This window comes from Flavobacterium sp. C3NV, assembly GCF_046825355.2.
GTDB lineage: Bacteria > Bacteroidota > Bacteroidia > Flavobacteriales > Flavobacteriaceae > Flavobacterium.
The window spans coordinates 50,299-75,252 of sequence record NZ_JBKQBJ020000008.1 but is presented as its reverse complement, the minus strand read 5'-3'; the positions used below and the strand labels follow the sequence as shown (position 1 = coordinate 75,252).

The 24,954-nt window shown below is 34.2% G+C and carries 22 protein-coding genes; 9 read left to right on the top strand and 13 right to left on the bottom strand.

Features of this window, described 5'->3' with window-relative positions; genetic code table 11:
- Positions 1–6 precede the first annotated feature (6 nt).
- The 8 genes from ACIDC4_RS13245 to ACIDC4_RS13210 all read left to right on the top strand — a co-directional run bounded on the left by ACIDC4_RS13245 (position 7) and on the right by ACIDC4_RS13210 (position 11,860).
- Positions 7–1,518 (top strand): RagB/SusD family nutrient uptake outer membrane protein, encoded by a 1,512-nt coding sequence (locus ACIDC4_RS13245; protein WP_412043162.1) that lies wholly within the window; start codon positions 7–9, stop codon positions 1,516–1,518.
- Positions 1,519–1,544: 26 nt separating this feature from the next.
- A complete protein-coding gene (locus tag ACIDC4_RS13240; protein WP_412043163.1) occupies positions 1,545–2,396 on the top strand; it encodes a hypothetical protein in 852 nt (283 codons plus the stop codon).
- Between the two features lie 151 nt (positions 2,397–2,547).
- Positions 2,548–4,002: a glycoside hydrolase family 30 protein gene (locus ACIDC4_RS13235; RefSeq protein WP_412043164.1), complete on the top strand. Its 1,455-nt coding sequence runs from the start codon at positions 2,548–2,550 to the stop codon at positions 4,000–4,002.
- Positions 4,003–4,091: 89 nt separating this feature from the next.
- On the top strand, positions 4,092–5,558 hold the full coding sequence (locus ACIDC4_RS13230) for a glycoside hydrolase family 30 protein (protein WP_412043165.1): 1,467 nt from the start codon (positions 4,092–4,094) through the stop codon (positions 5,556–5,558).
- Positions 5,559–5,583: 25 nt separating this feature from the next.
- A complete protein-coding gene (locus ACIDC4_RS13225) occupies positions 5,584–7,056 on the top strand; it encodes a glycoside hydrolase family 30 protein (protein ID WP_412043166.1) in 1,473 nt (490 codons plus the stop codon).
- A gap of 203 nt (positions 7,057–7,259) precedes the next feature.
- A complete protein-coding gene (locus tag ACIDC4_RS13220; protein ID WP_412043167.1) occupies positions 7,260–8,099 on the top strand; it encodes an endonuclease/exonuclease/phosphatase family protein in 840 nt (279 codons plus the stop codon).
- A 1-nt stretch (position 8,100) separates the two neighbouring features.
- Positions 8,101–9,525 carry a glycoside hydrolase family 30 protein gene (locus tag ACIDC4_RS13215; RefSeq protein ID WP_412043168.1) on the top strand — a complete coding sequence of 475 codons (1,425 nt, stop codon included), beginning with the start codon at positions 8,101–8,103 and terminating at the stop codon, positions 9,523–9,525.
- 109 nt (positions 9,526–9,634) lie between these two features.
- The gene (locus ACIDC4_RS13210) at positions 9,635–11,860 is read left to right on the top strand and encodes a glycoside hydrolase family 3 N-terminal domain-containing protein (RefSeq protein ID WP_412043169.1); all 2,226 of its coding nucleotides are present in this window, start codon (positions 9,635–9,637) and stop codon (positions 11,858–11,860) included.
- Between the two features lie 54 nt (positions 11,861–11,914).
- On the opposite strand, the gene ACIDC4_RS13205 is transcribed toward ACIDC4_RS13210, so the two are convergent.
- Complete coding sequence (locus ACIDC4_RS13205; RefSeq protein WP_412043170.1) at positions 11,915–13,936, bottom strand: DUF3857 domain-containing protein; 2,022 nt, start codon at positions 13,934–13,936, stop codon at positions 11,915–11,917.
- A 364-nt stretch (positions 13,937–14,300) separates the two neighbouring features.
- Positions 14,301–14,519: a hypothetical protein gene (locus ACIDC4_RS13200; RefSeq protein ID WP_228520404.1), complete on the bottom strand. Its 219-nt coding sequence runs from the start codon at positions 14,517–14,519 to the stop codon at positions 14,301–14,303.
- Positions 14,520–14,903: 384 nt separating this feature from the next.
- Here ACIDC4_RS13200 and ACIDC4_RS13195 point away from each other — a divergent pair, with 384 nt between their 5' ends.
- Positions 14,904–15,659, top strand: a complete 756-nt coding sequence (locus tag ACIDC4_RS13195) for an NUDIX hydrolase (RefSeq protein ID WP_412043171.1) — start codon at positions 14,904–14,906, stop codon at positions 15,657–15,659.
- A gap of 74 nt (positions 15,660–15,733) precedes the next feature.
- Here the strand turns inward: ACIDC4_RS13195 and ACIDC4_RS13190 are convergent, their stop codons facing one another.
- The 11 genes from ACIDC4_RS13190 to ACIDC4_RS13140 all read right to left on the bottom strand — a co-directional run bounded on the left by ACIDC4_RS13190 (position 15,734) and on the right by ACIDC4_RS13140 (position 24,940).
- Complete coding sequence (locus ACIDC4_RS13190) at positions 15,734–16,342, bottom strand: alpha-ketoglutarate-dependent dioxygenase AlkB family protein (RefSeq protein ID WP_412043172.1); 609 nt, start codon at positions 16,340–16,342, stop codon at positions 15,734–15,736.
- The gene (locus ACIDC4_RS13185; protein ID WP_412043173.1) at positions 16,329–16,574 is read right to left on the bottom strand and encodes an Ada metal-binding domain-containing protein; all 246 of its coding nucleotides are present in this window, start codon (positions 16,572–16,574) and stop codon (positions 16,329–16,331) included. Before ACIDC4_RS13185 ends, ACIDC4_RS13190 begins: the two co-directional genes overlap by 14 nt.
- 215 nt (positions 16,575–16,789) lie before the next feature.
- Positions 16,790–17,503, bottom strand: a complete 714-nt coding sequence (locus tag ACIDC4_RS13180) for a 2OG-Fe(II) oxygenase (RefSeq protein ID WP_412043174.1) — start codon at positions 17,501–17,503, stop codon at positions 16,790–16,792.
- Between the two features lie 111 nt (positions 17,504–17,614).
- Positions 17,615–18,466 carry a bifunctional helix-turn-helix domain-containing protein/methylated-DNA--[protein]-cysteine S-methyltransferase gene (locus ACIDC4_RS13175; RefSeq protein ID WP_412043175.1) on the bottom strand — a complete coding sequence of 284 codons (852 nt, stop codon included), beginning with the start codon at positions 18,464–18,466 and terminating at the stop codon, positions 17,615–17,617.
- Between the two features lie 291 nt (positions 18,467–18,757).
- Positions 18,758–19,222, bottom strand: coding sequence for a GNAT family N-acetyltransferase (locus ACIDC4_RS13170; RefSeq protein WP_230035059.1), 465 nt, complete (start codon positions 19,220–19,222; stop codon positions 18,758–18,760).
- 96 nt (positions 19,223–19,318) lie between these two features.
- Complete coding sequence (locus ACIDC4_RS13165; protein WP_065448073.1) at positions 19,319–19,651, bottom strand: DMT family transporter; 333 nt, start codon at positions 19,649–19,651, stop codon at positions 19,319–19,321.
- An 81-nt stretch (positions 19,652–19,732) separates the two neighbouring features.
- Positions 19,733–20,368 carry a hypothetical protein gene (locus tag ACIDC4_RS13160; protein ID WP_412043176.1) on the bottom strand — a complete coding sequence of 212 codons (636 nt, stop codon included), beginning with the start codon at positions 20,366–20,368 and terminating at the stop codon, positions 19,733–19,735.
- A gap of 6 nt (positions 20,369–20,374) precedes the next feature.
- Positions 20,375–20,659: a hypothetical protein gene (locus ACIDC4_RS13155; protein WP_230035064.1), complete on the bottom strand. Its 285-nt coding sequence runs from the start codon at positions 20,657–20,659 to the stop codon at positions 20,375–20,377.
- A 4-nt stretch (positions 20,660–20,663) separates the two neighbouring features.
- Entirely contained in the window at positions 20,664–21,239 is a 576-nt protein-coding gene (locus tag ACIDC4_RS13150) for a hypothetical protein (protein ID WP_412043177.1), read from the bottom strand.
- Between the two features lie 615 nt (positions 21,240–21,854).
- On the bottom strand, positions 21,855–24,173 hold the full coding sequence (locus ACIDC4_RS13145) for a patatin-like phospholipase family protein (protein ID WP_412043178.1): 2,319 nt from the start codon (positions 24,171–24,173) through the stop codon (positions 21,855–21,857).
- 140 nt (positions 24,174–24,313) lie between these two features.
- Complete coding sequence (locus ACIDC4_RS13140; RefSeq protein ID WP_412043179.1) at positions 24,314–24,940, bottom strand: hypothetical protein; 627 nt, start codon at positions 24,938–24,940, stop codon at positions 24,314–24,316.
- Between the last annotated feature and the right edge of the window lie 14 nt (positions 24,941–24,954).

The window sequence follows — 24,954 nt, the reverse complement described above, 5'->3', positions numbered from 1 at the left end:
GAGATTATGAAAATTAAAAATATAAAATATTCATTTGCCGCAGTAGGATTGTTGCTTCTTAGCTCTTCTTGCGGTGAAGATTTTTTAACAGTTGATCCAAAAGGACTTCCGTTGGTAGATAATTATTACAAAGATGAGAACGAAGCATATTCTGGATTAGTTGCTGCTTATGATATTATGGGAAAACAATCCAAAGGTTTTGAAAACATGGTCTGTATGCTTAATGCAGGTTCTGATGATTTTTATGCTGGAGGAGGAGGACCTGGAGACGGGGCTGGTATTCACGGTTTTGATAATTATAAGCTTGATAAAATAATTATGCCAAGGAGTTTTTGGGGGGATTTTTTCCAGGGAATTGCCAGAGCAAATATCTTGTTGGAGAAATTACCGGGTGTAAATATGCCTGATGCTAAGAAAGTACGTTTTGCAGCAGAAGCAAAAGCATTACGCGGCTATTACTATTTTGAACTGGTAAGAACATTCAGGAATTTACCATTAATTCTAACTCCAATTTCACCAGCAGAAGGATACAACATTACTCAGGTTAGTCCAGAAGAAATTTATGCGCAAATAGAGAAAGATTTGATGGAAGCTAAAGCAGTTTTGCCAAATACAATTGATACCGCAACAGAAGCTGGGCGTTTTTCTAAAGGTTCTGTACAGGCTTTATTAGGAAAAGTATATTTATACGACGGAAAAAATTCATTGGCCGCAGCAGAATTCGCTGATGTAAATGGAACTCCGGGAGGTACTAGCATGTACGGTTATAAATTGCTGGACAAATTTTCTGACCTATGGGTATTCAGCAACAAATTTAACTCAGAAGCTATTATTGAAATTATGCATACTGATAAAAGTAATGCAAATTGGGATTTCTGGGGTGGAGGAGCAGACGAAGGTAATTCTGTAAATATTATGGTAGGGCCTAGAGATTTTTCAAGAACAAAACCTGCACTGATACCAGATTATGTTTCTGGATGGAGTTTTAACCCTGTTACGCCAAGTTTGTACAATTTTATGAAAGGTGATCCCCGTTTTGATGCTACAATTTTAGACATGTCAGCAATGCTTGCAGCAGGAATTGCTAAGTGGGGACCAAAAGATCAGGATACAGGATATTTCTTAAAGAAATTTATGCCATTAAACTCAGATACTTCTACAGGAGGTGGAGCTACTGCTTTAAACTATAACCAAGATATGTATGCAATTCGTTTAGCAGATACTTACTTAATGGAAGCAGAAGCTTTGGGCGGAACAGGAGCAAGAGCACAGGCTTTACTAGATGCTGTACGTGCAAGAGTTGGTTTAGGTTCAGTACCAGTTTCTTTGGATGCTATTGCTAACGAAAGAAGATTAGAATTGGCAGGTGAAGGACACCGTTGGTTTGATTTAGTAAGAACCGGAAAAGCGGCAACTGTACTTGCAGGAGACGGATTTGTGGCTGGTAAAAATGAAATTTGGCCAATTCCACAAAAAGATTTAGAGAATACTAAACTTGTTCAAAATCCAAAATATTAATACAATATCATATGAAAATATATTTAATGAAAAAGCAAAGATTTTTATTGTTGTTTTTTATGACAATAGTATTAAGTATTACTAGTTGTCAACCAGATGATTCCATTGTAAACAATGGATTAACAGATAACAATGTAGATGCATCATTTCAAATCGTTCCAGTAGAAGGAAAAGTAAATGTTTATAAGTTAGTAGCAAATACAACTGGGGTTACATCTTCATTATGGGATACAGGTGCTGGATTTTATGCTGGTAAAATGGTAGAAGAAATTTCTTTACCTGATGCAGGAACATATACTATTTCGCACACTGCGATAGGTAAAGGTGGAGGAAAAGCTACAACTTCAAAAGAGGTTATTGTAGCGACTTCTGATCCATTAAAAGGAAATCTGGTTAAAGGTGGTTCGTTTGTAACTGCTGAAGATCAGGCTAACTGGAAAATAGTAGCTTATGGCGCTGGTGGAAACTGGACTTATAGCGCTAAAGGCGCTACTGTTAGCGGGGGTCACGCAGGTATTTTTCAGGCTATTGATGTAGTAAAAGACAAAGAATATACAATTGACATGTTTGTTACAGGAGATGCTTCAACAGATATGTGGTTTGAAGTTTATGCAGGTAAAGCTGATCCTGCAACAACTACCGGCGATTACAGTGACGGAGGAAAAGTAATGGGCTTAAATACTTGGGATGGTTGCGGTAAAACTGCTGTTTCAGGTAAATTGTCTGCTATTGGATGCACTAAAAATGCAAAACTTAATGAAAAAAGCAACGTAGTTAAATTTGATACTACAGGAAAAATTTACTTGATGGTGAGATGCGGTGGAGGAATTGCTCCAGGCGGACTTACTATCAAAGGCGTTGAATTACGCGGAAAATAAAGTTTAAGTTAAGTTTAAGTTTGGTTGTAAATAGCCCATAATCATTATGAGTATGGGCTATTTTTTAAATCAGCAAGCTGGCGGAAACTTTTTTAGTGAAGAAGAGTTCACCAAAGAGTTTCAATTTAGAATTTAAAAAAAATAGAAAAGAATGAAGAAAAATAGTTTAAAAGCGCTATGTTTTTTGTTTTCGTTAGCGGCTTTTGCCCAACAACCCAAAACAAAAAAAGAGTTTACAACCAATGGAAAAAAGATAACGGTTTACACCACAGCTGAAAATTCAAATTTAAGATTAACATCTACAGATCATCTAACATTTACAGCCGCTAAGCAGCCTCTGGAAATAGAGAGCTCTGTTTTTGTAGAACCTGCAAAGAAGTTTCAGACTTTTATAGGAATTGGAGGAGCTATTACAGATGCGAGTGCCGAAATATTTGCTAAACTTTCAAAAGAAAAACAAACAGAATTTTTAAACGCCTACTATGATAAACAAAAAGGTATAGGCTATTCATTGCTAAGAACCACGATACAAAGTTCTGATTTTAGCAGTGGAAGCTATTCTTATATCGAAGAAGGAGATAAAGATTTAAAAACTTTTACTATTGATCATGATAGACAATTTCGCATTCCGTTGATTAAGCAAGCCATCCAGACTGCAGGCGGTAAATTAATGACCTATGTGGCACCATGGTCTCCAAATGCTTTTATGAAAAGCAACGGAAATGTCCTGAAAGGCGGAACATTACTACCGGAATATTATCAAACCTGGGCGAACTTTTATGCCAAATTTATAAAAGCCTATGAGAAAGAAGGAATTCCTATTTGGGGTACTTCTACTCAAAATGAACCAATGGCCGTTCAAACTTGGGAATCTTGTATTTATACAGCAGAAGCTGAAAGAGATTTTATTAAAAACTTCTTAGGTCCAACACTCAAAAAAGAAAAATTAGGAGATGTAAAAATTATTGCCTGGGATCATAATCGTGATTTAATGAATTACAGAGCCAATGTCATTTACTCTGATCCGGAAGCTTCAAAATATGTTTGGGGAATGGGATTTCACTGGTACGAAAACTGGTCAGGAGGAGCATCAATGTTTGATAACGTTGCAAAAGTGAACGAAGCATATCCTGATAAAGGTTTGATGTTTACAGAAGGTTGTGTAGAAAAATTTGATGCTGCAAAATATCAATTTTGGGGTAACGGAGAAAGATATGGAATCTCTATGATTAATGATTTTAATAACGGAACTGCCGGATGGACAGACTGGAACATTCTTTTGGACCAGAACGGAGGACCAAACCATGTGGGTAATTTTTGCTTCGCGCCAATTCATGCTGATACAAGAACAGGAGAGCTAATTTACACTCCGTCATATTATTATATTGGGCATTTTTCAAAATTCATTCGCCTAAATGCAAAAAGAGTAAGTTCTGCAGTAAGCAGAAGCGCTTTGTTAAGTACATCATTTTTGAATGCTGATGGTACGATGGCTACAGTTGTCATGAACCAAACAGATAAAGCATTAGACTATAAATTGATTATAGGAGCTGAACAAGCAGTAGTTAAAATTCCTGCACACGCAATACAAACGCTTGTGTATTAATGTTTTGTTAGTAGAAAGAGGGTTAATTTGAATCATCCAAATTAGCCCTCAATTTTTAATTTAAATTAAATCGTTTTTTTGAAAATACTATGAAAATCATCAATAGAATTTTAATAGCTCCAATAGTAGTTCTACAATTAATTTGTTCTTCATCAAAGGTTGTTGGACAAAATGCTCATACATCAAAAAAAAATAAAAAAATAGAGGTTTACACTACTGCCGAAAACACAAATTTGAGATTATCATTATCGAATAATTTAATTTCAAAACCAACTTCACAACAAACAAAATCAACAGTTTCTATACAATTAGATCCTGATAAAACAGACCAGACTTTTCTGGGAATTGGTGGCGCTGTAACTGATGCAAGTGCGGAGGTTTTTGCCAAACTATCACCAAAAAAACAACAAGAATTTCTTAGCGCTTACTACGATAAGAATAAAGGAATAGGATATTCCCTTGCCAGAACAAATATTCACAGTTGCGATTTTAGCAGCGACAGTTATACTTATGTTCAGGAAGGTGACAAAGAGCTCAAAACCTTTAATATCGATCACGATAGAAAATACAGAATTCCACTCATTAAAAAAGCAATTGAAACAGCCGGCGGGAAATTAACTTTATTTGTTAGCCCATGGAGTCCCCCAGCTTTCATGAAAGACAATAATGATATTTTGCACGGCGGCGTTTTATTGCCTGAATTTGCACAATCATGGGCAAATTATTATGCTAAGTTTATAAAAGCTTATGAAAAAGAAGGAATTCCGGTTTGGGGATTGACGATCCAGAACGAGCCAATGGCAAAACAACGTTGGGAATCATGCATCTATACTCCGGAAGCAGAAAGAGATTTCCTGAAAAATTTTCTGGGACCAACTTTAGAAAAAGAAGGACTTGGTGCTAAAAAAGTAATCATTTGGGATCATAATCGTGGAGATATGTTAACTACAAGAGCTAATCTTGTTTTCTCTGATCCTGAAGTTTCAAAATATGCTTGGGGAATTGGATTTCACTGGTATGAAACCTGGAACGGCGGTACTCCAAAATTTGAATCGGTAGGCGAAGTTCACAAAGCATTTCCGGATAAAAATTTAATTTTTACAGAAGGTTGTATAGAAAAATTCGATGCTACTAAATTTCAGTTTTGGGGAAATGCAGAACGATATGGCCTTAATATGATCAACGATTTCAATAACGGAACCGTTGCCTGGACAGACTGGAACATTCTTTTAGACCAGAACGGCGGACCTAATCATGTTGGAAATTTTTGTTTTGCACCCATTCATGCCGATACCACAAAAGATGAGTTAATCTACACACCAATGTATTATTATATTGGACATCTCTCAAAATTTATCCGCCCTGGAGCAAAAAGAATCATTCAAACAACAAGTGATAAAAATTTAATAAGCACTTCTTTTAAAAACGCTGATGGCAAAGTAATTACAGTTGTCATGAACCAATCAGATAAGGAGATTGTTTATACCCTAATCAACCACGATTTGCAAAATACTATAACTATCCCGGCACATGCTATGCAAACTATTGTATACTAATGGCTGACCTAAAAACTATAAAAAAATGAAATTAAATTTTAAAAACAGCATAAAAATATTGTTCTTCGCGATGGCAGTATTTGCTCAGGTAAAATGCTCTTCATCAAATGATGCTGTCGATCCGGTGGTAAATCCTCCAGTGGTAAACCCTCCGGTTGTGGTAACAAACGATGTCGATTTTTGGCTGACAAAAGGAGATTTAAGCGCATTATTAACCAAACAAACCGGGACTTTAGGATTTGTCACTACTACTAATTCATACGCAAATATTGAAGTAAATGCTGCTCAGAAATATCAAACCGTAGATGGTTTTGGATATACTTTAACTGGCGGAAGCGCTGATGTAATTTATAAATTAACAGCAGCCAAAAGAACTGCACTTTTACAGGAATTGTTTGGTTCCGGAGAAACCTCAATTGGCATAAGCTACATCAGAATCAGTATTGGAGCTTCTGATTTGAATGCATCTCCGTTTACTTATGATGATCTTCCTGCAGGAAGTACCGATCTTGATTTAGCAAAGTTTAGTTTAGAAAAAGATAAAACAGGAGTAATTGCACTTTTAAAAGAAATTCTGGCCATCAATCCTAAGATTTTAATTTTAGCTACGCCTTGGTCAGCTCCGCTTTGGATGAAAGATAAAGACAGTTTTGTTGGAGGTAGATTACAAACCCAATACTACGATGTTTACGCCAAATATTTTGTAAAATACATTCAGCAAATGAAAGCTGAAGGAATTGTTATTGATGCCGTAACGCCTCAAAATGAGCCTCTTCACGGCGGAAATAATCCAAGTATGGAAATGTCAGCATTAGAGCAAACCAATTTCATTAAAAACAACTTAGGCCCGGCATTTAAAGCAGCCAATATTACTACAAAAATTATTGCATACGATCATAATTGTGATAAGCCAGAGTACCCAAAAGCAATTTTAGCAGATCCGGCAGCAAACCCTTTTGTTGATGGTTCGGCTTTTCATTTATATGCCGGAGATATCAGCGCACTTTCAAATGTTTATAACGCTTATCCGGATAAAAATATTTATTTCACAGAACAATGGACTTCTTCTACAGGTGAATTTGGCGGAGATTTAAAATGGCATCTTAAAAATGTAATTATAGGTTCAATGCGCAACTGGAGCAGGAATGCACTAGAGTGGAATTTGGCCAATAACGGATCTTTCGAACCTCACACAACAGGAGGATGCAGCACTTGTAAAGGAGCAATAACGGTAACTTCAAGTGAAGCTTTTCAGCGCAATGTAGCCTATTATATTATAGCGCACGCCTCGAAGTTTGTTCCGGCCGGATCAGTGCGAATTGCAAGTAATATAAGCGGGAATTTACAAAATGTAGCTTTTATTACGCCATCAGGCTCTAAAGTTTTAATTGTTGAAAATGACGGACAAGCGGCTGAAATATTTAATATTAAATTCAATGATAAATGGGTGACTACTTCTTTGCAAGGAGGATCTGTGGGCACTTATACCTGGAAATAATTTTAAAATGCTGAACGTTCATCTGGAAACAGAAAACGGGAAATTAATTGTGTAAGAATTTTAAACTAAAAATATTTTAAGCCAGCAACGATGATATATTTAATATTAACTATTCTAACGTACATAATTAACATAACTTTTAAATAAGATTTTTTCTTTAAGGCTAGAGAAACATTAGCTTTACCGACTAAATTTTTTTAAAGATGAAAAAGATAAACAAAATTATTTTAGTAGTATTCCTACTTTTTGTAAGCGGATCATTTTATGGTCAAAATTTAAAAATCATGACCTACAACATCCGTTTGGATGTTGCTTCTGACGGAGAAAATGCATGGCCAAATCGAAAAGATTATTTTACTTCTCAAATACAATTTTACAGTCCGGATGTTTTTGGAGTTCAGGAAGCAACGCCAAATCAGGTAACAGATATCGCATCGGCTTTGCCAAATTATAACAAATTTGGAGTAGGAAGAGAAGAAGGAGGAACCGGTGAAGCATGTACGATTTATTATAAAAAAGACCGCTTTAAAGTAGAGCAATCCAATACATTTTGGTTATCAGAAACTCCAAATGTAGTTTCCAGAGGCTGGGATGCAGCTTGTAACAGAGTCTGCACCTATGGACTTTTTAAAGATTTAAAAACTAAAAAAACGTTTTGGGTTTTTAATCTTCATCTGGACCACATGGGCGAAGAAGCAAGAATAAAAGGAGTACAGCTTGCTTTGAAAAAAATAAGCGAATTGAATACAAAGAAATATCCGGCGTTTTTAATGGGAGATTTCAACTCAGAACCGGATACAAAACAAATAGCAGAAATTAAAAAAGTAATGGATGATACAAAAGATGTTTCAAAAGAAAAACCATTTGGACCATCAGGAACGTTTAACGATTTTAAACACAACGAACCGGTAACATTATTACTCGATTATATTTTTGTTTCAAAAAACAGTGGATTAAAAATTCAAAAACACGCAGTTTTAAGTGATTCTAAAGATTTAAAATATCCATCGGATCATTTACCTGTTTTAATAGAAATAGATTAAAATGAAAAACATCAACAAAAAACTTCAAATTTTACTTTTACTGCCTCTTATTGCAGTTCAGATAAAATGCGGAACTTCAAAAAATGCAGCAACCACTTCTAATAAAGCAGAATCGTGGATCACTACAACCGATGAGTCTTTAAAACTTCAAAAGCAAAATGATTTGGTTTTTAATACAGAAACGAATTCAAACCAGACTATTGAAGTAAATCCTTCACAAAAATTTCAAACCATCGAAGGTTTTGGATTTTCTTTGACAGGGGGAAGTGCTCAGGCAATCCTAAAACTGGATAAAGCAAAAAAAGAAGCCTTGCTTCAGGAATTGTTTTCCAGAAAAGAAGATGCAATTGGGTTGAGTTATCTTCGTATAAGTATAGGAGCTTCTGATTTGAATGAAAAAGTTTTTTCGTATGATGATTTACCGGAAGGTGAGACAGATTTAAAACTGGAAAAATTTAATCTTGGTCCTGATTTAAAAGATGTTGTGCCTTTATTAAAAGAAATTTTAGCCATCAATCCTCAAATAAAAGTTATGGGTTCTCCGTGGTCACCTCCGGTTTGGATGAAAGACAACGGAAGCTCGAAAGGCGGAAGTTTACAGCCTAAATACTATCAGGTTTATGCTGAATATTTTGTAAAATATATTCAGGCAATGAAATCGCACGGAATTGTTATTGATGCAATTACACCTCAAAATGAGCCATTGCACCCAGGAAATAACCCAAGTTTATTGATGCTTGCAGAACAACAGGCAGATTTTATTGGGAATCATTTAGGTCCCGCTTTCGCGAAAGCTAAAATCAAGACCAAAATCGTGATTTACGATCACAATTGCAACAAACCGGAATATCCGTTAACGATTTTAAAAGATGCAAAAGCGAATCCTTTTGTAGCGGGTTCTGCATTTCATTTATACGAAGGAGATATCAGCGCATTATCTACAGTTCATGATGCATATCCAAACAAAGATTTGTATTTTACCGAACAATATACAGGATCAAAAAGCAGTTTCGAATCTGATTTGAAATGGAGTGTAAAAAATGTTGTAATTGGTTCTATGCGTAACTGGAGTGTAAATGCACTTTCGTGGGGATTAGCAAATGACGAATATTACAAACCTTTTACTCCAGGCGGATGTTCGACTTGTAAAGGAGCGTTGATGATTGATCAGGCTCAGAATATAAAAAGAGAAGTAGGATATTATATTATTGGTCACGCATCAAAATTTGTTCCTGAAGGATCAGTAAGAATTGGAAGTAATATTAGCGGAAATTTATACAATGTCGCTTTTAAAACACCATCAGGACAAACGGTTTTAATTGTAGAAAACGACGGAGCTACAACAGACACATTCAATATAAAATACAATAACAAACAAATTACAACTACCTTAAACGCAGGTGCTGTGGCTACTTACGTTTGGTAATCAAAATTAATTCATGAAATCGCCATGATTCCAAATAAAAACAGAATAAAGAATGGCAATTCCTCCCGATAGCTATCGGGATTCATTAAAAAGAATATATTAAATTAGTATGAAGAAATTAACCACATTTGCCTTGTTGATGGTATCGGTTTTTGCGATGGCACAACAAGAAACAATAGATCAGAAAGTAAATGCTCTATTGAAAAAAATGACCATCGAAGAAAAAATTGGTCAGCTTAATCAGTATACGGGGGATAATTCTGCGACAGGGCCAATTACCATAAACCCAAACAAACAAGCCGAAATCAAAGCAGGAATTATAGGTTCTATGCTAAATATTGTAGGTACAAAATACACCAGACAATATCAGGAACTGGCAATGCAATCACGTCTTAAAATCCCGTTGTTGTTTGGTCAGGACGTTATTCACGGTTACAAAACTACTTTTCCGCTTCCGTTGGCCGAGGCTGCAAGTTGGGATTTACAAGCAATTGAATTAGCAGCAAGAGTTGCCGCTACAGAAGCTGCAGCAAGCGGAATTCACTGGACATTTGCACCAATGGTCGATATTAGCCGTGATCCTCGTTGGGGACGTGTAATGGAAGGTGCCGGAGAAGATACGTACCTGGGATCTAAAATTGCGTATGCAAGAGTAAAAGGTTTTCAGGGAAATAAACTGGGAGATTTAAACTCGGTTATGGCTTGTGTAAAACACTTTGCAGCTTACGGAGCAGCAGTTGGAGGAAGAGATTATAACTCAGTAGACATGAGCGAAAGAATGTTATGGGAAACCTATTTACCGCCATTCAAAGCAGCTCTTGATGCCGGAGCAGCGACTTTTATGAATTCATTCAATGACTTAAACGGAATTCCTGCTACAGGAAATGCACACTTACAGCGCGATATCTTAAAAGGAAAATGGAACTTTCAGGGATTCGTAGTTTCAGACTGGGGTTCGATTGGCGAAATGGTAGCACATGGATATTCTAAAGATCTTAAAGCAGCAGCACTTTCTGCGATTACAGCCGGAAGTGATATGGATATGGAAAGTAATGCTTACAGATATCATTTAGCTGACTTGGTTAAAGAAGGAAAAGTGCCTGTTGAATTAATTGATGATGCAGTAAAGAGAATTCTTCGCAAGAAATTCGAATTAGGATTATTTGAAGACCCTTACAAATATTCAGATCAAAAAAGAGCAGATAAAGCTTTGAGCAATCCTGAACACAGAAAAGCTGCTCTTGATGTAGCGCAAAAAAGTATTGTTTTATTAAAAAATGAAAACGAAACTTTACCACTTTCTAAAAACCTGAAAACAATTGCTTTTATCGGGCCAATGGTAAAAGAGTACAAAGAAAACATGGGATTCTGGTCTGTAGAATTGCCTGAAGTGGATTACAATAAATGGATCGTTTCGCAATGGGACGGTTTACAAAATAAAGTAGGTAAAAATACCAAGTTGCTTTACGCCAAAGGTTGTGAAGTTGACGGAGACAACAAAGATGGTTTTGCCGAAGCGGTTGCCACTGCCAAACAAGCAGATGTTGTTATTTTAAGTATAGGAGAAAGACGTGATATGAGCGGTGAAGCAAAAAGCCGAAGCGATATTCATTTACCGGGAGTTCAGGAAGATTTAGTAAAAGCGATTCAGGCTACCGGAAAACCTGTTGTAGTGCTGGTAAACGCAGGAAGACCTCTTATTTTTAACTGGACTGCAGATAACGTTCCTGCAATTGTATACACATGGTGGTTAGGTACAGAAGCAGGAAACGCAATTGCGAATGTTTTATTTGGAGATTATAATCCGTCTGGAAAATTGCCAATGACTTTCCCGAGAGAAGTGGGACAGATTCCAATTTACTACAATCACTATAGCACAGGAAGACCGGCAAAAGACGAAGATTCAAAAAATTATGTTTCAGCCTATATCGATCTTAAAAACTCTCCTAAATTCCCTTTTGGATATGGTTTGAGTTATACCAAATTCAATTATTCTGATTTGAAATTATCTTCGACTAAAATGAAAAATAATGAAACCATTAAAGTTTCTTTTCAATTATCGAATATTGGAAAAGTAGCCGGAGAAGAAGTAGTACAATTGTATCTAAAAGATAAATTTGGCTCTGTAGTAAGACCAATTTTAGAATTAAGAGATTTTCAAAAAGTAAAATTAAATGCAGGAGAATCTAAAACAATAGAATTTACAATCGACAAAGAAAAACTTTCTTTCTACAACGATAAATTAGAATTTATTGCAGAAGCAGGAGATTTCGAAGTAATGATTGGAGCTTCATCAGCAGATATCAAACTAAAATCTAATTTTGAATTGCTTTAAGAAATTCATCCATAAACAAAAACGGGCTTCATTTGAAGCCCGTTTTTGTTTTAATTACTTTACCAGTTTCTTGAAATTAAATTTCATCAAATTCATAAAGCCTTGTTCTATAATATCGATTCCCAGTCCGAAATTGCTGTCTGCAACCTCATGATGTGCATTTCTGAATTCTTCAAAATCTGCTGGCGGAATTTCTAAATTCACCAATGGCGTAAAATCAATGTTTATTGTAGCACCATTTTTTGTTACTTTTTTACGGCTGATATAATCAAAATAAGGATTTTTTATCGTGCTTTCCTGTGTCGTAAATTTCTCCTCCACATCTATTCTTTGATCTGTGTAAAGATTGATTTCGTATTTCTCGTTATCAAAATTATGCCAGAAAGCAATATCAGTATGCAAAAAGTCACGGGCATTATTTTTAATCACATTTCGATCAAAATACATTAAGAAACGATTTTTTTGTGCATCTGTGTAATACGGATCTTCAACATTTGCCTTGTACTGAATGGTATATTCGTTCAGTTTTTTATCATCACTCAGCGTTTCAATTGTAGCATCTTTAAATATATTTCGAACATCAGTTCCGTTTCGGTCATTGTTATAATTCAAAGTATAAAAGAAGAAATTATTCCAGCTGTCTATGATTTCTCTTTTGTTAGTATTCTTAAAATACTTACGCATATAATTGGCACGATTTCCTTTGTAAGTTGTGGTTAACGAAAGCTGTCCTATATTATTCTGAACATTAAAATCAGCTTTTTCATTAATACCATAATAAGGGAATTTATGCGATTTTTTTATTTGTAAATCCTGATTTGGTTTTACCTCCAGATAATGCATGAAGTAAATAAAACCGCGATTTTCTATCAATCCAAATTCATCACGACTTGTAGCATCAATAAAATACGTTTCACCTTTATAATCGATTTTTACAATTACATGATTAAAAGTCAATAAAGACGGCAAGTAATATTTCAGGTAATGATCTGTATTAAAATTAACCAAAACCACAGACGAATCTACCTTGATATAATCTAAAATCACTTTTAGTAAAACACATTTTGCTTTACAATCTCCCTGTTTGTTTTGATACGTGATAGAAGGTTCCTGAGGCTTGTGACCGTTCATTTCATCTGCATTAAAAACATAATAAACATGATTTTGCACATAATCTATAGCAAACTGCAATTGTTCATCTTTGTTGGTAATGGCATCCAGTTTTTCGACCAGATTAGGAGCAAATTCCTGTAGAGAAGCTTTGGCATAAACCTCTTCGTATAACGGAGAAATATAATTAGACAAGTCGATCCAGTTACTATCAGTTGCAAAATCTATAAAAGGAGCAATTTCGCGATTAGTATCTACAAAATTGATGTAGTTTTCTTTTTCGATAGTAAACCTTTGACCTTTTTCTAAGTAGTTTACTTCTGGAGCCAATACATTTCCGTCTTCATCTCTAAAGAACGTTTTTTTGTAAGCAATTCTATTCTTGCGATCATTGATAAAAGAAAAATTATAACTTCCGTAAGCCCAATAAGTGCTTGGACTAACCCAAACAAACTTAGAGAATTCTTTACGTAAAAAGTCACGTTCTGTAAAGACTTTTACACGAGAATCTTCCATGATCAAAACATCATAAAGGCGTAAATCTTTTATGGTAATATTAATTTTTTTATTGCTGCTTAAAACACCGCCATCACTTTGGTTTTCGCTGTCCAGAACTTTAATTTTTGTATCAGGGATTTTATCTACCAAAACACCTTCTCTTAAAACGCTAATTCTATGTATAATGTAAGTTTCGTTTTCTTCGACCACGACATCCATTACCGAAGCGTTTTCAAGATTAGCAGGTTCGTTAAGCGTATAAGCTACACAAGCATACTCACTATTTTCCTCATCACTGGTGTAATAAATTTTATCTAAAAAATAACAGTAATCACGTCCTTCATCTATTTGTTTGCTTGCAAAATCTGATTCTTTAATGTATTCAATAAGTTGATTGTCATTAATATTAGTAGCCCATTCTGCCGGCTTTTGAATTTTGTAATTCTCTGATTGAATAAGATTTTCCATCGATGTGTTTTTAATATTTCTAATAATTAATATAAGTATAACTCCTTTTCGTGAAGTCACAAAAAGTGGGGATTTGAGAATACCTGACGATTGTTAAAATTAATTAATTTAATTTTTCTTAATAAAATTGCGTCATTTTATTGACATTGACAATTGAAATCGTAAAAAAATATCTTTTTTTATTGCCACGAAACTTAAAATTAAAATAAAAAAAAGCCTCAGGGTTATGTAATATTTTATTGTAGAGGACTTTGTAGAAATGAAAAAACCTCGCTTGTAGCAAGGTTCATATTTTTTAGATTATTCATCTTAAAAGTATCATCTGTCAAAAAAATAATCTTCTTAATGTTTCCGTAATTACAATTTATTTTAAAACGGTATTTATAAAATCCATAGCGCCAATTCCTTTGTAAGATGCAAATAATGCTTTGTCAAAAGCTTCGCGTTTTGCTTTTTTATTTTTTGCATCAGTTTCAACAATCATTTGGTTGAAGATTTTTTCCTGCTCTTCGCTATACTTTATAGAAGCTTCGAGTAGATCATTTTTTGATACTAATCCAAAAGAAGAATAGATCTTCTTCATAAATTTTTTATTGAGTTTATCTAAATCAGGAATGCTCATATTCTAATCATTAATGGTTCTATATTTAAATAGATTTTGTATGGTGACTTTCTTGAAAAATTACAATATTAAAACTGATAATTAATAAGTTATAATTTTAAAAGGCATTTATTACTTGAAAAAACAACAAAGTAAATGCGTAATGTGTTATTATGACGCAATGTACTTATTTTTTTAATTTGTTGTTTGTTTTTAATTAAAAAATTGTGATTTTAACACTTCTTTCCAGCGACAGTTTTTTCAGACTTATTAAAGCTGAATTGGATAAAAATGTTTCGGTTTTATAAAAATGATTTAAATTGCAGAGCCAATCTAAAACGAAAGTTGTAATTAATAAAAAGTTAAATGTTAAAAGACATTATAGAAAATAATCAAAATTATCAACCCGGACTTTCGATAGATTGTGTGATTTTTGGTTTTCATGACAATCAGCTTAAGGTTTTATTGATTAAGATTCCGCATAGTAATAAGTGGTCATTACCCGGCGGTTTTATCCCAATCGATCAGGATATTGATACTGCAGCGGTGACTGTTTTAAACGAAAGAACCGGAGTAGAAGGTATATTTTTGAGACAATTTGCCACTTTTGGAAAAATAAAACGCAACGATCAGCATTTTAGCAAAGAAGTTTTAGAATATTTAAAGATCGAAGAAGCAAAAGGAAAATGGCTCACGCAGCGTTTTGTTACCATTGGGTATTATGCCCTTGTCGATTTTTTGAAAACGATTCCAAAATCTGTCAATAAAGAAGAAGTTATAGAATGGATTGATCATAAAGAAGTTCCTGAACTTATTTTAGATCATGCAGCAATTCTCGATAAAGCATTAAACACACTTAGAATCGAATTGAATCTAATGCCGATAGGTTACAATTTATTGCCCGAAAAATTTACAATGCCTGAACTCCAAAAATTGTATGAAACGATTTTGGATAAAAAACTGGACAGAAGGAACTTTCTACGTAAAATTAACAATATCGGAATTCTTAATAAACTCGACGAAAAGAAAAGTAATGTAGCGCATAAAGCACCAAATCTATATACTTTTGATAAAGACAAGTACGAAGAAGTCCTTAAAAACGGATTAAATCAGGGCTGGTAAAAATAATGCTAAAGTTTTTTTTTACTATTAAAAGCTTAATTTTCCTTAATCTCTTATGCTTCAATAAATTTCTATTATGAGACAATCGTTCTAAAAGTCAAATTTACACGAGGTTTTGATGTTGTTTTAGTTGGCGGTAATCTGTGTAGCCAATGCGTTTGGGTTTCATCTTTCATCACCAATAAGCTGCCATGTTCCAGAATTAAAGAAACGGTTTCTTTGGTTTCTTTATGTTTAAAAGCAAACTTTCTTTCGGCACCAAAACTAACTGAACCAATAGCGCCATTCTTTTTTAAATCCTTTTCGGCATCGCTGTGCCACGCCATTCCTTCATCGCCGGAATGATATAAGTTAAGAAGGCAGGAGTTGAAGGTTTCGCCTGTTTCTTTTTCAATAACAGCTTTTAATTCCAGTAATTCTTTCGTCCACGGAAGCGCTTTTTTGGTGGTATTCGAATAAGTATATTCAAAACCTGAATCGCCATACCACGCTACTTTTCGTTTGGTAAGAATTAATTTCCCGAAGATAATTGCTTCGTCATTTTTCCATTCAATAGTATTCAAAAGCAGATCCAAGTAACGATTCGATTCTTCTCTCGAAAATAATTTGCCATAGTAATTTACGGTTCCGTCTTTAGGAAGCAGGTTCGTCGTTTCGTCAGTTTCGGGATTAAATAAGTCCATTTTTCCAGTTTTGATATTCGGTTTTCATGCAATGTCCGCAAGGTCTGAAGCCATTTTGCCTGGCCTCATTTTCAGATATAAAGAAAACCCGATTTTCTCGTTTCATTCTTTTTCCTGACGAACATTTTAAAGTTCCGTAGATTTTTAATTTTTGGTTTCCACCAAAGCAAATTTCCGCATTTTTAATTTTATTTCGAAGATCTGAGTCCGAAATTTTATTGTGTTGTGTCATATTTTTACCGCATTTTTTATCGTAGAGGCGCACAGCAGTGCGTCTCCCACAACGTATGTTTTTTGCTACAGATTAAATAAAATGATTTTAAAATCTGCCATATCTGCTAAATCTGCGTGAAAATATCATATTGGAGTAGATAATCGTTGCGTAGACGCACTGCTGTGCGTCTCTACAGATATACTGTGTGTTGAAACCTCCGCACCTCTGCACCTTCAATTTAACGCATCATGAAAAATAATCCCCAACGTGTGTCGCTCACCAGAATGAATTTCGCTCACGCCATGTTTCATATTCACACGATAATATCCTTTTGTGCCTTTTACAGGTTTGAAATTCGTTGTGAAAACCAAAACATCGCCTTTTTTAGGTTTCAGAACAATCGCTTTCGATTGCGCTCTTGGTGTTTGCTGTGTTAAAACAAATTCACCTCCGGTAAAATCTTCATCAGGTTCGTTGAGAAAAATTACTATTTGAATAGGAAAATAAACATCGCCATATAAATCCTGATGTAAGGTATTAAAACCACTTTTGCCATATTTTAAAATCAAAACAGTTGCTTTTAGCTGATTATTGTTGTGACATTCTTCTAGTAATTTTTCGTGAGTTTCAGGAAAACTAGTGTTTATATTTAGCACTTTCATCCAGGTATTTGCGATTGGTGCAAGTTTAGGATAAATCGATGTACGAATGTTTTGAATCAAATCCGGCAATGGATAATTGAAATATTTGTATTCGCCCAAACCAAACCGATAACGTTCCATAACGACTGTTTTTCGGTATAAAGAGGGATTATCATAATCGAATTTTAAATCTTCACATTGTTCGTTATCGAGTACATTCGGAATAATGGCGAACCCATTTTCGTGCATAGATTCGGTAATGCTTTCCCAATTAAGAGACGCAATTTTTGATTGTATATTTTGCATAAATTTTAGATTGAATTTTATATGAGGAATTATTTACACAAAGAATATCTGTAGAGATGCACTGCAGTGCATCTACGCAAAGATTATCGACATATATTGTAAATAGAAATCTTAGATTATTAGGTTTGCCTGCGCGCCTTCCCAACCAATAATAGCCGTTTTACGCGTATTTCCCCACATATAACCACCGAAGGTTCCTGAGGATTGAATCACTCGATGACATGGAATTAAAAAAGCTACAGGATTACTTCCAATTGCAGTTCCAACAGCACGAAAAGCGTTTGGTTTCTCGATTTGTTGTGCGATTATTCCATAAGTAGAAAGTTGTCCCATTGGGATTTTAAGTAAAGTTTCCCAAACTTTCAGTTGAAAGTCAGTTCCTTTTAAGTGCAGTTTGATTTCGGATAATTTGCTCCAGTCGTTCTGAAAAATAAACAAAGCATTTTGTTGCGATAAATCCAGTTTTCGGGAGAATGCTGCATTTGGGAATTTGTGTTTTAAATTTTCGAATCCGGTTTCTTCATCTTCGGCGAAAGCCATAAAACAAACGCCTTTATTGGTCGACGCAACAATAATATTCCCAAACGGACTTTCGGCAAAACTGAAATTAATATCTAAGTTTTTACCACCGTTTTTGTATTCGGCAGGTGTCATTCCTTCAATGTTTACAAACAAATCATGCAAACGGCTGGTTCCTGATAATCCTGTGTCAAAAGCGGCATCAGATAAAGTAACTTTATTATTTTCTTTTAGGATTTTCTTGGCGTGTTCGACACTAATATATTGCAAAAATTTCTTCGGACTTGTTCCTGCCCATTCTGTAAACAAGCGCTGAAAGTGAAACGGACTTAAATGCACTTTTTCGGCAACCTCATCTAAGTTGGGTTGTTCCTTAAAGTTTGTTTTGATATAATCGATCGCATCGGCTATTCGATTATAATTGATGTTTTCCTGTGTGTTCATTTTCGTTCAATTTTATAATGCAAATATCGAGCGGTTTTTGCGGGTATAAAATCCGAAACTTGCTGTCTTTTATTTTAACCGCAAAGGTTGCAAAGGTTTACGCAAAGAACGCTATGTTTTTTTTGCTCGCAATCCCGATGGTTATCGGGAGCGGAGCCGCAAAGTTTTTTCGCAATATTGTCATCCTGAGCGAAGTCGAAGGACCGCAAAGTAGCTCGACAAAGATTGGCTTAAACTTAAACTTTAAAATTAAAACTTTGCGACTTCGCGACTTTGCGAGAGATTATACAGCTACTTCAAACTTTTTTCCATTTTGTAATTGATCAATTCAACACCTAATCGGATATTTTTTTGTTTGGTTTTTACAACAAATCCCTTTTTCTCAAAAAATGGTTTTGCGGTTATGCTTACGTCAGCTGTGATGATTTCTGAGTTTTCCTTTTTAGCTTCGAGTTCTAATTCATTAAAAACTTTATCAGCAATTCCCTGACGCTGGAAATCTTTATGAACGCAGAAAAAGTCGATGTAATTTCCATCTTTTAGAGTTCCGTAACCTACAATTTTATCATCAATAAGAGCTAATAAAACAAATTGAGCATGAATAACTTTCAGCCAGCGCTCTACATTGTTTAGTCCGGAAATCCAGGCATCAATCTCTAGAGGACTGTAATCGTTTTTGCAAACCCATTTTATAGTCTCGATATACATTTCCTGCATTTCTGTCAAATCTGAAATCGTAGCTTTTTTAAAATCCATTGTTTTATTTTTAAAATGAATAGGTCTGAAATTGTTGAATATAGATGGCTTAGGGCTCTAATCAACCCGAAACTTGCAACAATTTATTATTAAGATCTAATGCGCCGTAGTTTTAGAAAAAACATTAATAACTACAACACCAATCATAATTAAGGCCAAACCAATTATTGCAGGTAAATCAGGAATTTGCTTGAAGAAAACGGCTCCAATAATTGTAATCAAAACAATACCAACTCCGGACCAAATAGCATATGCAATACCAACCGGGATGGTTCTAATTGCAAAACTTAAAAAGTAGAATGCTGCAAAATAACCCACAATCGTAATAATGCTCGGGATAATCTGTGTAAACTGCTCCGATTTTTTTAGGGCAGAAGTGGCAATGATTTCGAATATAATAGCAATACCTAAAAAGAAGAAGTTTTTCATGATTAACGGTTTTCACAAAGTTAATCTTATTGAAATGAAATTAATTTATTTAATGACAGAATCAAGATTTTTTAGATGAGATTATCTAAAGTCGTATTCGTAATTTATCTCTTTTAAATCGTCTTCTAATAATTTCCAATCTTCGATTTCGTCAACAATAGATAAAACCATTTCTTTGGTTAATATCTTACCTTGATAAATTTCGGTTACTGTTTTTAATGATATTCCGGTTTCTTTATAAGAATCTTCAAAATATTCGCTTGCCCAGTCAATGTAAGTTTGTGGATTTCCGTCAAAAATAGCCAGCAATTCAGCTGAGTTATCATTATAATCTTCAATCATTCCTACTTGCCAATTTCCGGTTTCATTTGTCCATAAACAAAATGTAGTTCCCAGAGAGGCGACCGGTTCTCCAAATATAAATTCATTATAAATTTCAGGTAAATTTTTAGTCAGGTCACTTTTTTTATTATGCTGAAATTCGTGTGCAAAACCATTTATTACACAATGATTTTCAAGAAAAAGAATGTTCATTAAATCGCCGGATCCATCTCTCATTTCGCAGTACTCTTCACCTTCTCCCCATTGAGAATTGTAGGAGTAATAACGATATTCCCATTCCTGACAAATGATAGCATCTAAAACCGAAATTGCTTTACAGATATTTTGTAATGAATTTTTATTGGGTAATAATTTAAAATCTTTTGTAGTAATCATTGTTATTTATATTTGATCAGTTCCAAACTGAATTGCTTTTGCCTCATCAAAACAATCAGCACATAATATTTTAAAATCGGCTTTAGCTTCAAAAGCATCATTCCATTCTTCGCCGTTATCCAGCAACCATTGTTCGCATGCTCCGCACCAGGCAATTTGAGGAAGATCTTCTTCGGCTTCAGAATAGAAGAAACCTACTTTTTCTTTTTGGTCTATTGCCATTGCAATATGAATACACGAAAATGACATGTCTTTTGTGCCATGCATTTCGCATACAACTTTTTCGATCATAGTATTATTTTTTCTTGTCTTGCTTTTCTTTTTGTTTTTTCGCCTTTTCCTCTTCCTTTAACCTTTTTTCTTCTTCTTTGGCTTTTTTCTCTTCTTCGTGTTGTTTCTCTAATTCTGCTTTTTTGATTTTATCAGCTTGTATCTGGTTTTGTAAATCCTGAATTTTATTCGAACTTTTTTCGATATCTGTTTTCGATTTGCTTATTTTTTCTTCAGACTTAGCGATTTCTTTTTTAGACTTTTCGATATTTTTTAGAATATCAGAATTGCTGTTTTTTTCGGAGTTAGTTTCAAGCGTTTTTAGTTCATCGGTTTTGGTCTTTAAATCGGCTTCTTTTTGGGTTACTTTTTCCTGAAGTTTTTTAAGTTTTTTTTCTTCTTTGGCGAGTTTGGATTCCTTTGTTTCGATGTTGTTCATCATACTTGCCATAGCGCGTTGCTGCTGTTGTTGCTGCAAGAACATTTGGTTTTGTTGTCTTACCATTGCGTTCGAAGCCTGCATTTGTCTTTGCAGACTAGATTGTGCATTGGTAAAAAAAGGCAATAGTAGTATTAATGTTAAAATTAGGCGTGTTCTCATGATTAGGTTTTAGATATTGGGATTTGAAGTTCAAATGTAAAGTTTAAATTTAAAAACCGTCTAAAATATCTGATTAAATTAATGTTCTTGGTTTACGTAAGAGTGAAGAATAGAAGCCAATGTTATTAAGTTAAGGGAAAAAAATTAAATGAGGTTGTTAAGCCTGATGTCTAATCAGGTTGTTTATTTGATTATTAGAAAATAAATAAATCTCGAACATTATTAATACACATATTTATATTTGCGGTTTTTGTTCCATCGGAACACCTCATCGGTAGCCCAATAAATTAGGTGTTTTTTTTCGTTCCGTAGGAACGTTTGATTTATAAATAATTGATAAAAATATATACAGAGATTTCTCAAACGTCCCAATGGGACGATATTTCTCACGATGCCTTTTTTTCTACCGACGAGATGTTCTGATGGAACAAATAGTTGTTAATTATACCTCGTCAGGTTGTTTTGGGTTAGCTGTATTTTATTTTAGAAGTCTGAAATCTTGAAACAACTGATAATCTTAATATTTACCCGCATTAAAATCAAAAATCTTTTAAATTAATTGCACTCCCTTATAATTTTAGATTGGAGATTTTTGATTTTAGATTAAAAAAGAAATTATGGATTGAATGATAATCCGACACTAAAAAACAATCGCACTTTGTCGATATTATTTATCCAGGAAGTATCAAAATGAATAGGTCCTAAAATGGATTGATAAGAAATAGCGGCTCCTCCTGATATTACAAGGCTAGGGTCTGAACCATCATCCCATTTTCCTTTTGGACTAAAGGCTTTATTGATGTATTTATCAAAAGATTCAAAACCAACAGTTGCGATATTAAAATGGGGAGTTAGATAAATTTTTCCCATAAGATTGATTTGAGAAGCAATTTTTAAGCCCATATATTGCGAAACATTGAGTTCATCTTCATGCAAGCCCGGAAATGAAAAACGATTACTGCCCGAACTCGGTATGTTTCCTCCTAAGAAATATTTTGAACCGTAACCAAAATCTGAAAATGAGATTTGACTATCTTTCAGTTTATCCTCAAAAACAAAATAAGAATCAAAGCCAATGATTCCTGTAATTTTCTTTCTTAAGAGAGCCCTTTTTTCAAAGCTGAAACCAAATTTTGTATAACCATTGGTTGCACCAGATATGCTTGTTTGATCAGGATCGTTAAAAGAGGTATAAACCTCTGATAACAAGGATCTGGTTACATTTGCTTTCATAATTGTTCCGTTTTCAGCAAAGAAAACTTTATCCATATCATTGTAAGAATAATGCAAGTTTAATTCAATAGTGTTTAAGGAATAATTCGTGATATCGATGGCATTAGGATTGTATTCTCTGCTGTATTTTGGTTTTAAATTGGCGTATTGATAGTTTAAACCATAGCCAAAATAACTTTTTAGTGAATTTATGTTTCTGTTGATCTCATTATTGAATTCTACAGCATTGTAAAGTACATTATCTGAAGCTTTGCCGTTAAAATAAATCTCCTGTCTTAAAAAGGCTCCATAAAGTTCAGATGACCACCACCAGTCCCTGTTTTTTCCAAAATTTTTCTGATAATTGATTCGTGCTTTTGGCTGTTCTGCAATATCGACTGATAAAAGAAGACGCGATGCTCTGGCAAGAACATTTCTCGCGGTGTAATTAAAAATGATTCCAACGCCCCGGTAAGTGTCATAATGTACAGATGTGTTCAGTTGGTTTTTGGCACGTTCATGTCCAAATATTGTAACGCCTAGTTTGTCGCCATCTTTGATGAAATAGCTGTATGTAATTTCATCAAAAAGATTCGTGCCCATTGCCCGGTTAATACCTGCTATTAAATCTTTGGTGGTATATTTTACATGTGTTTTAAGATTTATTCTTCCTAATACCAAAGCAAGGTTTTCCGGACTTATTTTTTTGTACACAATAGTGTCAAGAACAAATTCTGCGGGAATGTTTGGTAATTGGTGAGTTCGTTGAGTGTATCCTTTTAATTTTTCGGATAATGCAATTAAAGCCGGAAGGTTTTGTGCTGTTGCAATTTTACCATCTTTATAGATTTCGTCACTATCAGCAAAATCAGCTGTAGAAAAACGTAAGTTAGGCAAGTGGTCTACTAAGATATTGCAAAGTTTTCGGTTTGCCGGGTTTTTAATATTACTCGGAAACATACTAGTTTGAGTTAATATCGTTAAAAGATTGTTCAGTTTGGCAATGGGCTCCAATCCGCCGCCGACATCACTGCCAATAATAAAGTCAGCGCCCATTTCTTTGGCAACATCAGTAGGGAAATTATTCATTACACCACCATCAACTAATACTGTTTTTTCGTAGGTCATAGGCTTAAAAATACCCGGCAATGACATACTTGCTCTCATGGCATAAGCAAGACTTCCTTTGCTTAGTATAACTTCTTTCCCTTCGGCCAAATCGGTAGCCATGGCTCTAAATGGTATTGGCAGGCTGTCAAAGTCTTTAATATTGTATACCGGGTAAGTTAATTCAGAAAGGAGTTCTCTTAAGTTTTGATCGTTTAAAAGAGAGCCAACACTGTTTAGTTTTTTGTCTTTAACACCTATTCCAACTAAATACCGCTGAAATTCTCTTTTTTCTTCTACACTCACAGATTTTAACGACTGGCCACCGCCAAATAATTTATCCCAAATAATATTTTTGGTTAATTTTTCGATACTATCGCCAGAGTATCCCATCGCATACAAACCTCCTATAATGCTTCCCATACTATTCCCAACAATAAGATCAGGAACGATGTGCAAAGAATCTAGTTTTTGTAAAAGCGGAATATGTGCAATACCTTTTGCGCCCCCACCACTTAAAACTAAAACGACTTTAGGTTTCTTTTCCTGTGAAAAAATAATTTGCGGGAGGGAAAGTAAAAATAAGAAGACGATTAAATAAGTTGTTTTTTTCAAGTTTGTACTTTTAAGTATTTGATAAATAGATCCTTACTTTGATTATTAAATGTAAGTAGATATTTATAAACGTGCAATTTTTTGAGAGAAATGTTTTTTATGCCTGGTTGGGTGAGATTTTAATAAATTGTAGAGATAAATTATTGTAACTTAAAATATTGAAAGTGAGAATTACCGCATATCATCTCAGAAACTCCATTTTCTGTTTCAAAACCGATAAAATAAGCATTTAAAAGCCCTGAATTTTCATCAATAGAATATCGCCAAACTTCTTTATTTTTATACACAAATTCTGTAAAGTTAGAATCATAGTCGATATAAGTTGCAATTTCTGATTTTTTGCAAAAAATCACTGGCTCAGTTTTTATGAAACACCATTCTTTCGATTTTTTGTAAAGCTCAAAAAATAATATTTCATTGGAATTAATTGTTAACATTTCTCCAATCAAACCATTTTCATCAGGCATAACCCAATTTGAATCGGTGCTAATTTTTTTCCAATTTCCAGATATGTTTTTCAACAAATTTTCTCTGACGATTGATTTTAAGGAATCATATTTTTTATATGCAATTTGTCCTAGTTCGTTGTGGGGAATAATATGATGAGCAAAAAAAAATAATTGGATTGCTTTTTCATTTTGCCCTTTTTGTAAAAAAGATTCTCCTAAATCAAATCTATCTTTTTGAAATTCATATTTAGAATTGCCTTGGGCGGTTAATTCAATAGACACAATTAAAAAAATAATGATAAAAATATAATTTTTCATGTTTTTTAGATTGT